Source organism: Stenotrophomonas sp. PS02300 (genome assembly GCF_029959395.1).
GTDB lineage: Bacteria > Pseudomonadota > Gammaproteobacteria > Xanthomonadales > Xanthomonadaceae > Stenotrophomonas > Stenotrophomonas maltophilia_AD.
In genome coordinates, this window is record NZ_JASCOP010000133.1 from 1 (window position 1) to 10,969 (window position 10,969).

Annotated in this window: 9 protein-coding genes; 6 read left to right on the forward strand and 3 right to left on the reverse strand. The window is 67.7% G+C overall.

Annotation, left to right across the window (positions count from 1 at the left end; all coding sequences use genetic code 11):
* Nucleotides 1–155: 155 nt before the first annotated feature.
* Nucleotides 156–572: a hypothetical protein gene (locus QMX79_RS17635; RefSeq protein ID WP_282247915.1), complete on the forward strand. Its 417-nt coding sequence runs from the start codon at nucleotides 156–158 to the stop codon at nucleotides 570–572.
* A gap of 64 nt (nucleotides 573–636) precedes the next feature.
* On the opposite strand, the gene QMX79_RS17640 is transcribed toward QMX79_RS17635, so the two are convergent.
* Both QMX79_RS17640 and QMX79_RS17645 read right to left on the reverse strand, forming a co-directional pair.
* On the reverse strand, nucleotides 637–1,344 hold the full coding sequence (locus QMX79_RS17640) for a YceI family protein (RefSeq protein WP_282247916.1): 708 nt from the start codon (nucleotides 1,342–1,344) through the stop codon (nucleotides 637–639).
* Nucleotides 1,345–1,430: 86 nt separating this feature from the next.
* A complete protein-coding gene (locus QMX79_RS17645) occupies nucleotides 1,431–2,021 on the reverse strand; it encodes a malonic semialdehyde reductase (protein ID WP_282247917.1) in 591 nt (196 codons plus the stop codon).
* Nucleotides 2,022–2,163: 142 nt separating this feature from the next.
* Between QMX79_RS17645 and QMX79_RS17650 the strand changes: the two genes are divergently transcribed.
* The 4 genes from QMX79_RS17650 (at nucleotide 2,164) to QMX79_RS17665 (ending at nucleotide 5,824) form a co-directional block, all read left to right on the forward strand.
* Nucleotides 2,164–3,135 carry a mitochondrial fission ELM1 family protein gene (locus QMX79_RS17650; RefSeq protein WP_282247918.1) on the forward strand — a complete coding sequence of 324 codons (972 nt, stop codon included), beginning with the start codon at nucleotides 2,164–2,166 and terminating at the stop codon, nucleotides 3,133–3,135.
* A 612-nt stretch (nucleotides 3,136–3,747) separates the two neighbouring features.
* Nucleotides 3,748–4,638: a DUF2145 domain-containing protein gene (locus QMX79_RS17655; RefSeq protein ID WP_282247919.1), complete on the forward strand. Its 891-nt coding sequence runs from the start codon at nucleotides 3,748–3,750 to the stop codon at nucleotides 4,636–4,638.
* Between the two features lie 29 nt (nucleotides 4,639–4,667).
* Nucleotides 4,668–5,192 (forward strand): hypothetical protein, encoded by a 525-nt coding sequence (locus tag QMX79_RS17660; protein ID WP_282247920.1) that lies wholly within the window; start codon nucleotides 4,668–4,670, stop codon nucleotides 5,190–5,192.
* A 77-nt stretch (nucleotides 5,193–5,269) separates the two neighbouring features.
* Nucleotides 5,270–5,824, forward strand: coding sequence for a queuosine precursor transporter (locus tag QMX79_RS17665; protein WP_282247921.1), 555 nt, complete (start codon nucleotides 5,270–5,272; stop codon nucleotides 5,822–5,824).
* 232 nt (nucleotides 5,825–6,056) lie between these two features.
* On the opposite strand, the gene glnE is transcribed toward QMX79_RS17665, so the two are convergent.
* Nucleotides 6,057–8,915 carry a bifunctional [glutamate--ammonia ligase]-adenylyl-L-tyrosine phosphorylase/[glutamate--ammonia-ligase] adenylyltransferase gene (glnE, locus tag QMX79_RS17670; protein ID WP_282247923.1) on the reverse strand — a complete coding sequence of 953 codons (2,859 nt, stop codon included), beginning with the start codon at nucleotides 8,913–8,915 and terminating at the stop codon, nucleotides 6,057–6,059.
* A gap of 351 nt (nucleotides 8,916–9,266) precedes the next feature.
* Here glnE and QMX79_RS17675 point away from each other — a divergent pair, with 351 nt between their 5' ends.
* Nucleotides 9,267–10,781 carry an acetyl-CoA hydrolase/transferase family protein gene (locus QMX79_RS17675; protein ID WP_282247922.1) on the forward strand — a complete coding sequence of 505 codons (1,515 nt, stop codon included), beginning with the start codon at nucleotides 9,267–9,269 and terminating at the stop codon, nucleotides 10,779–10,781.
* Nucleotides 10,782–10,969: the final 188 nt, after the last annotated feature.

Genomic DNA, 10,969 nt, shown 5'->3' on the forward strand with positions numbered 1-10,969 from the left:
TTGCCGGCCCCGGGCCCCCCCCCCCCCGGGGCGCCCGCTACCGCGTGTAGGTCACGCCCGTTGGTCGTGACCCCGCAACCCCCACCCCGGTAGGTCACGACCGTTGGTCGTGACCCCCGCCATGCGACAATCGCGTTTTAGGCCGGTGCCTTTCGATGCAAGCAGCTTCTCTTTCGGCACTGGCCGACCTGATCGCGCGCCTGGAGCGCGCCGATGCCACGCTGGACGCCACCCTGGCTGAAACCGCCCCGCAGGCCACCGTGCCCATGCGCGAGGCGGTGCTGCCGCTGGCCCGCGCCCAGCTGGCGCTGGTGCAGGCCAACGCCGATATCACCCTGGTGGCCGATGAGCTGCGCCGTTACCAGAAGTACGCGCTGCCCGGTAAGCCGAGCCTGCAGATCGTGCAGCTGCGCAAGCAGCAGGGCGCGGTGAAGCAGACGGCATTGATTGCCCGGCAGAACTTCGCCCAGGCCACGCACGCGTTCCTGCGCGAAAGCGGGTTGACCGCCCCGGCACGCCGGCTGCCAACGGATTTCGCCACCGGGTGGTTGGCGAAGATCGCCGCCGCGTAACCCGGATTGCACAAACAAAAATCCCGCCTTTCGGCGGGATTTTTGCGTTCTACATCGTTACCGCTCAGGCAGCCGGCTTTTCGCCGGTGGCTTCGGTGGTGATGCGGATGTTCACTTCATCGCTCACGTTCGGGGCGTACGCGCCGACGCCGAAATCGCTGCGCTTGATGGTGGTGGTGGCGTCGAAGCCGGCGGCCGGAACCTTGGCCATCGGGTGCTCGCCGCCGGCGTTGACGGTCACATCCAGGGTCACCGGCTTGGTGGTGTCCTTGATGGTCAGGTCGCCGGTCACGGTCAGCTTGTTGGTGCCGGCGGCTTCAACCTTGGTGCTCTTGAAGGTGGCGGCCGGGAACTTGGCGGCGTCGAAGAAATCCGCGCTGCGCAGGTGCTCGTCGAACTTGGCGGTGAAGCTGTTCAGGCCGCTCAGCGGCAGCTTCACTTCCAGGGTGGACTTGGTCACGTCGGCCGAGTCATACACCAGGGTGCCTTCGACGTTGCCGAAGTGCGCGGTCGGGTGCGAGAAGCCGAAGTGGCTCCACTGGGCCAGCACGTCGGTGTGGCTCGGGTCGAGCTTGTAAGTGCCCGAAGCGATCTGGATGGCTTCAGCGGCCGGGGCGGCAGCAGCCGGGGCAGCGGTTTCGGCAGCCGGGGTGGTGGCAGCAGCCGGGGTCGCATCGGCGGCCGGGGCAGCGGTTTCTTCAGCCGGCTTGGAGCAGGCGGCGATGGCCAGGGTCAGGGCCAGCGGCAGGAGCAGTTTGCGGGTCACGGTCATGTCGGTTCTCTCTCGAATTCGTAGGGAAAAAGGGAAAAGTAAGGAAACAACCCGTCCGCACGGACGGGCCAGTCCGGCGGAAACGCTTATTCGATGCGGGCAGCTTCGTCGAAGGCCAGGCGAGGCAGCCGCGGGAACAGGCCCGAAGAATCACCGTACCCCAGATTGACCAGGAAATTCGACTTCAGGGTGGTGCCCTTGAAGAAGGCTTCGTCCACCTTGGCCGGGTCGAAACCGGACATCGGGCCGGCATCCAGGCCCAGCGCGCGGGCGGCCAGGATCAGGTAGGCGCCCTGCAGGCTGCCGTTGCGGAACGCCGATTCGTGGCGGCCTTCACGCGGGCCGTCGAACCATGCCTTGGCATCGGTATGCGGGAACAGGTACGGCAGCTTTTCGTGGAAGTCTTCGTCGAAGGCGACGATGACGGTGACCGGGGCGGCCAGGGTCTTGTCGTGGTTGCCTTCGGACAGCGCCGGGGCGAGCTTGGCCTTGGCTTCGGGGGACTTCACGAACACGAAACGCGCCGGGCTGCCGTTGGCGGCCGTGGGGCCCCACTTCAGCAGTTCGTACAGCGCCTTCAGCTGGCTGTCTTCGACCGGCTTGTCGAGGAAAGCATTCTGGGTACGGGCGGTACGGAACAACTGGTCAAGCGCAGCATCGTTGAGCACGTTGGACATGAAGCCTCCGGTAAAACACGTTGGACGAAGAAGGAATCCCGCACGCCGTGCGCTACCTTTACGGGCCACTGCGCGGTCGGCGAAGGCTGGCAGTGTAGAGTGTCGCGACTGTTGCAACACCCAGCCTGACTGAAACGAATTAATGCCATACGTGAAACGATGGAGTCCGCCCTGGACGATCACTGACGGCCGTGCCGGCAATGTGCGGCAGGCAGTGGCCCTGGCCGCGGCATTGAAGCTGGGGGTGCACCGCCCGCTGGTGCTGCTGCCGCGCGCGCCCTGGAAATGGGTGGCGCCGCGCTGGCTGCCGGGCATGGCCCACGGCTTTGGTGAGGCATTCGCGACATTGACCGCGCAACCGCCGGAGCTGGCGGTGGGCTGCGGCCGCCAGGCGGCCGGGGCGCTGCGCGAGCTGCGCCGGCGCGGCAGCAAGCTGGTGCAGATCCTGGACCCACGGCTGGGCACGCGCCATTGGGACCTGCTGGTGGTGCCCGAACACGATGCCCTGCGCGGCAGCAACGTACTTACCCTGCTGGGCAGCCTGAACCCGGTGGACGACGACTGGCTCACGGTGGGCCGCGCGGCGTTTGCGCCCTTCGGCGAGCTGCCCGGCCCGCGCACCGCGCTGCTGGTGGGCGGGCCTACCGCGCACGCGCCGTGGCACGAGCCGGACATGGTGAAGGTGTTCCAGCAGTTGGCGGAACAGCTGCGCGCGGAAGGCGGCAGCCTGCTGGCCACCACTTCGCGGCGCACGCCGCCGGCGCTGGTGGGGGCGCTGCGTAGCGCATTCGCCGATGTGCCCGGGGTGATCTGGGGCGATGGCGGCGATGGAGTGAACCCGTATGCGGGGCTGCTGGGCTGGGCCGACCGCATCGTGGTGTCGCCCGATTCGGTGAACCTGCTTTCTGAGGCGTGCGGTACGCGGCTGCCGGTGGCGGTGGCGCTGGAACAGCAGGCGCAGGGACGGATGGTGCAGTTCCAGCAGGCGCTGCGTGCGCGCGGGCGGTTGCAGGAACGCTGGTTGGATTGGGGTTATCCCGGGCCGATCGAACCGCTGCGCGAGACCGGGCGGATTGCCGCGCAGGTGCGCGAGGCTTTGGGTATCCCGGCTTAACGGCGGTGGGCGCGTGGCTACCGATGCGGCGGTGATGCCGTTAGATTCGGGGTTCACCAGGGAAGGAGCGTGCGTATGCGCAGTGCGTTAGTGGCGTTGATGGTTGTGTTGATGGCGGGGTGTTCGAGCATGCCTGCCGGGCAGGATGCGGTGTCGTGGAGCTGCCATAAGGAGCTCACTGCGTATCGGAACCAGCCGCCGCGTACGGATGAGCAGAAGAAGGAGCGGTGGCCGCCGGAGGATCAGCCTGCGCCGGTTAGCGAGCCTTGTGCGCGGGAGTTGAGCCGGTGATGGCGCATGCGGGCGTGGCGAAGGTGGTGGATCGGGTGCGGAGGCGGCTTCGGTTTGTGTAAACGCCGGGAGATTGGTCGCGCGCGTCAGCGGGGTGGCTTCGGATGCTTGGGCCGCGCTTCGCGCGGTGTCCGGCCAACGGCCGGGGCTACGAATAGTTACGTACCCATTGGGATTGGGATCAATCAACCACGGGCCCATCGGGCTTTGGATGAAACCATTACGGCTCGCGAACCCCGGTAGCGCCGACTGTTAGTCGGCACACGGCCTGATGCCGCTATGATGCCGACGCGGCCCTGTACCGCTGGAGACTGAAACGCAATGGATCTGCCCTGCCCCGGATTGCCTGAGCACCCGCCGTTGAAGCGCATCGCGCTGCCGGCACTATTGTGCGCGGCGTTGTTGCTGGCCGCGCCTGGGGCGCTCGCGCAATCGCAACAGCCCGAATGCATGGAGCGCCACCCTACCCCGGCTGCGCTGGCGTCGATGTTTGATGTAGCGCAGCGCGCCGATGAAACACTGGAAGCGCTCGACGACGTCGATGTGGTGATCATCGCGCGCGGCGGCCAGGACCTGAGCAGGTACGGCCTGCGCCACAGCCACCTGGCCTTCGCGGTGCGCGAGGACGATGGCAGCTGGCGCGCGGTGCATCTGTTGAACCACTGCAAGTCGCCGGAGTCTTCGCTGTTCCATGAAGGGCTGAGCAACTTCATCGGCGAAACCGGCACGCATACCGATCTGCGCGTGGGCGTTCCCACGCCAGCGGTACGCGCGGCCTTGAAGGCGATGCTCACCGCGCCGGGCATCCAGGCCAAGGCGCTGCACGAGCCGCGCTACAGCGTGGTGGCCTACCCCTTCAGCGTTGAATACCAGAACTCCAACCAGTGGGTGCTGGAGGTGCTGGCGGCGGCGATGGCGCAATCGCGTGACGGCACGCTGCTGGTGCGCCGTGCGCAGGTCCAGGCATGGCTGAAGGAACAGCACTACCAGCCCAGCTCGCTGCACATCGGCGTGGGCAAGCGTTTGGGCGCGCGGTTCTTCTCGGCCAATGCGGCCACCACTGACCACCCGGCCAGTGAGCGCATTTCCGGCGACTATTCGGTGGTGACGGTGGAATCGGTGTTCGATTTCCTGCAGCAGCGCAAGGCGCTGGCGCAGGAGCTGAGCGTGGCGCACGTGCCGGTGGCCGGGATGGCGGCGCCGAAGCCGTAAGCATTTTTCCCTTTGCAGAAGGAGTTGGCATGAAGCGTTATTCGATTCTGGCGGTGGCCCTGAGCGTGGCCATTGCAGCACCGCAGGTCGGTGCGCAGAACTTCACCCCGAGCCAGCAGTCGGTGAGCTACGCGGCGATCAGCGCGTATGTGAGCATTGCGGTGATCACCGCGCCGATCTGGCTGACGGCGGCGGGCTTCAAGGGCTCGGCCAAGGGTTCGGAGCGGCGCAGTGCGGCCAAGGACAAGGGCGCCGGCGCCACCGGGGCGAAGGCCGGCCCGTTGCCGCCGCTCACCGTGGAGAAGGTGGAACGCCAGGCCGATGGCGCCTACCAGGTGGCGCTGAAGAACCCCGATGCCCCCGCCGACCTGGCCGTGGTGCAGTGGCCGGCGCGCGACGACAACCCCGCGCAGGCGCTGAAGGCCGGCGATGTGCTGGCCTTCACGCCCACCGAGGCCGGCGCCGGCTGGATGGTGGCCGATGCCCAGGGCACGCAGCTGGCCTTCCTGCCCACCACCGATGCGGCGGCCGGCAACCTGAGCGAACGCTGGTGACTGAACCGGCCCGGGGTGGCTGTGGCCGCCCCGAGCCGGGATAATCCGCCGCTTCCCTGTCTGCCTTCTGGTTCGCCATGACCGCGCGCCCTGCCATCGTGTTTGCCCCGTTGACCCTGCGCTCGCTGCTGCTGGCGGTGCTGGCCATGGGCGCGGTGGTGCTGTGTTCGAACGTGCTGGTGCAGTACCCGATCAATGATTGGCTGACCTGGGGCGCTTTCAGCTACCCGGTGGCGTTCCTGGTGAGCAACCTGATCAACCGCCGGTTTGGCCCGGCGGCGGCACGGCGGGTGGCGTGGGCGGGGTTTGCGCTGGCGGTGCTGTTGTCGATCTGGATCGCGACCCCGCGCATTGCGGTGGCGTCGTGCCTGGCGTTCATTGCCGCGCAGCTGCTGGATATCACCGTGTTCGACCGGCTGCGCCGTGGGCATTGGTGGCGCGCGCCGATGGTGGCGACCACGTGCAGTGCGACGTTGGATACGACGATTTTCTGGAGCATCGCGTTTGCCGGTTCGAGTTTGCCGTGGGTGAGCTGGGCCGCGGGCGACCTGGCGGTGAAGCTGGCGATCGGTGTGTTCCTGCTGGCGCCGTTCCGCGCGTTGCTGTGGAAGATGGCGCCGCGCACGGCGTGAACCCGGGCGACGGTTGAGGCATGGACGTCGGCGAGGCCGGCGTTTGTTTTTGCCCGGGGTCATGCGTTACCGGGTGTTGCACCGGTACGTGCAGTCGTTTGGGAACCGACTCTACCGACGCTTGCGCCGATTACCCCGTGGTAGGGTCGCATCCCTATCGACCGCCGTTACGTTGCCCGCGTTCGGTTGGGGCATGAACATCGGCGGGGACGGCGTTTGTTTTTGTTCGCGGTCATGCGTTACCGGGCGTTGCGCCGGTATCGGCGGTCGTTTGGGAACCGACCGTACCGAAGGGTAGCTCTGCTGCTTCGCAGGTGGCGGTGATCACGCGTTGCGCTTCTTCCAACGCGGGAGTCAGGACCGCCAGGCGCGGCCTTCTGTCCAGCGTGCAGGCCAGCCCTACGTCCAACAGCGCGGCGTGCGCTTCGTGCAGCGCGTCGCGCGTGCCGCCGGGCAGCCATGCAATGCCGGCCAGCTGGTCGATCAGGCTGGGGGTGTCGCGCGGCTCCAGCACCTGCGGGTGCGTGCCGGCGCTGTCCAGCACGCCGGTCTGCAGCAGGAACTCCAGGTCCACGATGCCACCGGCGCCCTGCTTGAGATCCCAGCGCGCGGCATCGCTGCGGTCCAGTTCGGTGCGCATGCGGCCGCGCATTTTCACCACATCGGCGTACAGCACCTCGCGCTCTCGCGGGCGCGCCAACGTGGCGGCACGGATCTGTTCGAAATCGGCCAGCAGGCTGGCATCACCGGCAATGCCCCGTGCGCGTACCAGGGCCTGGTGTTCCCAGGTCCACGCGCGCTCGCGCTGGTATTCGGTGTAGCTGGCCAGCGAGGACACCAGCGAGCCCTTGCCGCCATCCGGGCGCAGGCGCACGTCGATGTCGTACAGGCGGCCGGCGGCGGTGACCGCGCCCAGCAGCGCCATCACCTTCTGCGCCAGCCGCGCATACCAGCGGCCCGGGTCGAGCGGGCGGGCGCCGTTGCTGCTGTCCTGGTCGGTCGGGTGGTCGTGCAGGAACACCAGGTCCAGGTCGGAGCCGAAGCCCAGTTCCAGCCCGCCCAGGCTGCCGTAGCCGATGATGGCGAAACGCCCGCCCGGCACTTCACCGTGCGCGCGGCGCATGTCCGCATCGGCCATGGCCAGCGCGGTGACCACTACCGCTTGTGCGAGCTGGGCCAGCTGGCGGGTGCTGTCCACGGCGCGCTGGCGGCCATCCAGCGTGGCCAGGGCCATGCGGAAGCTCAGCGCAAGCCGGGTTTCATTGAGCAGGCGCAGCGCGGCTTCGGGGTCGTCCACGGCCAGCGCGGCATCGCACTCGGCCTGCATGGCGGCGGCATCGGGCATCGGGCCGGACACGCGCACGTCCAGCAGTTCGTCCAGCAGCAGCGGGTAGGCGGCGATGCGTTCGGCCAGCAGCGCGCTGCGGGCGAGCACGTCCACCAGCCTGGCCAGTGCGCTGGGCTGCTCGTCGAGCAGTGCGAGGTAGCTGGTGCGGCGCAGGATGGCCTGCAGCAGGCCGAGCACGCGCTTGAGCGCGGCGTCGGGCTGCGGTGAGCGGGTGGCGGCGTGCAGCAGTGCGGGCAGCACGCGGTCGAGGCGGGCGCGGGCATTGTCGCTGAGCGACTTCACGCCGAGTGATTGGGCGAAGTCGCGCAGCGACTGGTCGGCGCCGTTGGGATCGTGGAAGCCGGCGTTGGCCAGCACCTCGGCATCGCCGCTGTCGGGCAGGCCGCGCCAGTAATTGGCCAGCGCATCGGGGGCGGCCTGGCCGGCGCGCGGGGCGAGCAGTGCGGCAAATTCGGTGCTGACCCGGTCGCGCTGTACATCGAGTGCGGCCAGCAGCGCGTCCCAGTCGGCGTAGCCCAGGCCACAGGCGATGCGCAGGCGGTCGGTGGGGTCGGTGGGCAGCGCGTGGGTCTGGGCATCGCGCAGCATCTGCAGGCGGTTTTCCAGGCGGCGCAGGAAGCCATAGGCGTGCAGCAGGTCTGCGCCATCTTCCGGTGCCATCTGGCCGCAGGCGACCAGCGCGGGCAGCGCATGCAGCAGGCGGCGCTCGCGTAGGCTGGCTTCGCGGCCACCGCGGATGAGCTGCAGGGCCTGCGACAGGAATTCGATTTCGCGGATGCCGCCGGGGCCGCGCTTGATGTCGTCGAACATGTCGCGGCGCGAGACTTCGGCGGTGATGGCCGCCTTCATTTCGCGCAGGCCATCGAGCGCGGTGAAATCGAGGTAGCGGCGGTACACGAACGGGCGCAGGGTCTGCAGCCACGCTTCACCAGCGGCGATATCGCCGGCCACGGCGCGCGCCTTGAGCCAGGCGTAGCGTTCCCAGTCGCGGCCTTCGCGCTGGAAGTACTGGTCCATGCCGGCGAACGAGAGCGCGACGCGACCGGCGCTGCCGAACGGGCGCAGGCGCAGGTCGACGCGGTGGCTGAAGCCGTCCACGGTGGTTTCGTCCAGCAGGCGCGCCAGGCGCTGGCCGAGCCGGGCGAAGTATTCCTCGGCGGCGAGCGGGCGCGGGCCATCGGATTCGCCGCCCTGCGGGTAGGCGTAGACCAGGTCCACATCCGAACTGAAGTTGAGTTCGCCGCCGCCCAGCTTGCCCAGGCCGAACACCACCAGCTGCTGGGCGCTGCCATCGGCGGCACGGACCACGCCGTGGCGGGTGGCGAATTCCTGTTCCAGCGCGGCCAGGGCCAGCGCCAGGCATTCCTCGGCCAGGCGGGTGGCGCCGGCCAGGGTGGCGGGCACGTCGTCCAGGCCTTCGAGGTCGCGCCAGATCAGGCGGGTGGAGCAGGCGGTGCGGTAGCGGCGCAGGCGCACGGGCCAGTCAGCAGGCTGCTGCGGATCCAGTTCCGGGAGGGGCAGCGGCGGGCAGTCGTTTTGGGTCAATTGCGACAGAAGCGCGGGCTGCCGGCACAGGGTGTCGAGGGCGAAGTCGCTGGTGATGGCGAGCAGGCGGAGTTTGGCCAGCACCGGTTCCGGGGGCGGCCAGTTGCCTGAGTCGTTCAGGCTGAGCGCAAGCCGGGCAAGCGCGCGGTCGACGAGCGGGACAAGGGCGGCGGGCACGGCATCGGCGGAAATCGGCATAGGGCGATTATGCATGGCCATCCACCGCGTAGAGCCACGCCCTGCGTGGCTGCCGTTGGCGTGTATCCGCAGAGGATCAACGCCATTCACCAAATTTTGGGCGTAAAAAAGCCCGCTTGCAGCGAACTGCCAGCGGGCTCTGCTCCCTCCCCCACGTCGGGATGCAGGGCGATCTTCTAGGCTCCGCGAACAAGTTGCACGCTGCACTGCAAAACAATACTGATGGGTACAGAAGCCCCCATTTACCTGAATAGCACCTCACATGACCGCTGAACGCCATTCCACCTTGGTCGCACCCGGCCGGGGGTGCCAATGGCGGATAATGAAAATCCCCCACAAAACGTAGTCGTCATGTCCGTTGATCGCATTGCCGACGCGCGCCTGCGCGGTCGCGTTGTATCTGCCGAAGCCGCCGCCGCGCTGATCCAGCCCGGTGAAACGGTGGCCATGAGTGGTTTCACCGGCTCGGGCTACCCCAAGGCGGTGCCGGTGGCGCTGGCCCAGCGCATCGAGGCCTTCCACGCCGACAACCTGCCCTTCCAGATCAGCCTGATGACCGGCGCGTCCACCGCCCCGGAACTGGATGGCGCGCTGGCCAAGGCCGATGGCATCGCCATGCGCATGCCGTTCCAGAGCGACCCGGACGCGCGCAACCGCATCAACGCCGGCCTGCTGGACTACATCGACATCCACCTCAGCCACGTGGCCCAGCATGTGTGGTTCGGGTTCTATGGCGAGATCGATACGGCGGTGATCGAGGTCTCGGCGATCCGCGAAGACGGTTCGCTGGTGCCCTCCACCTCGGTGGGCAACAACAAGACCTGGCTGGACCTGGCCAAGAAGGTGATCGTCGAGGTCAACGAATGGCAGCCGGCCGGCGTGGACGGCATGCACGACATCTACTACGGCACGGCGCTGCCGCCGCACCGCAAGCCGATTCCGCTGATCCACGGCAACGACCGCATCGGTGAAACCTCGCTGCGCTGCGACCCGGACAAGATCGTGGCGGTGGTGCGCACCAACGGCCCGGACCGCAACAGCCCGTTCAGCCCGATCGATGCGACCAGCGAGCAGATCGCGGCGCACCTGATCGAGTTCCTGAAGCACGAAGTGGCGCGCGGGCGCCTGCCGGCCAACCTGCTGCCGCTGCAGAGCGGCGTGGGCAACATTCCCAATGCGGTGCTGGCGGGCCTGGGCAAGAGCGGCTTCCGCGACCTGAGCGCGTTCACCGAGGTGATCCAGGACGGCATGCTGGACCTGCTGCGCGACGGGGTGCTGAGCTATGCCTCGTGCACCGGGTTCGCGCTGAGCCCGCAGGCCAATGAGACGTTCAAGGAGAACATCGATTTCTACCGCGAGCGCATCATCATGCGCACGCAGGAGATTTCGAACCACCCGGAACTGGTGCGCCGACTGGGCTGCATCGGCATGAACGGGATGATCGAGGTGGATCTGTACGGCAACGTCAATTCCACGCATGTGATGGGCACGCGGATCATGAACGGCATTGGCGGTTCGGGTGACTTCGCGCGCAATGGGTTCCTGTCGGCGTTCCTGAGCCCGTCCACGGCGAAGAACGGCACCATTTCGGCGATCGTGCCGATGGTGAGCCACGTGGACCACACCGAGCACGATGTGTCGGTGATCGTGACCGAGCAGGGCCTGGCGGATCTGCGCGGGTTGCCGCCGCGCAAGCGTGCGCGGGTGGTGATCGACAATTGTGCGCACCCGGATTTCCGCGACCAGCTCAACGACTATTTCGAGCGGGCGAGCAGGGACAGTTACGGCAAGCACACCCCGCACCTGTTGCCGGAAGCGTTGTCGTGGCACCAGCGGTGGTTGGACACGGGCACGATGAAGGCCTGAGCGCCGGTGGGCGAGGTACCGACCAACGGTCGGTACCTACCGGTAAACCGCGCGCATTCGCCGTCGTGATTGCCGGTACACCGCGGCCATTCGCGGTGGTGATTGCCGGTACACCCCGGCCATTCGCGGTGGTGATCGCCGGTAGGGCCCCACCCTTGGTGGTGGCGGCGGGGCATATTAAAAAAAGA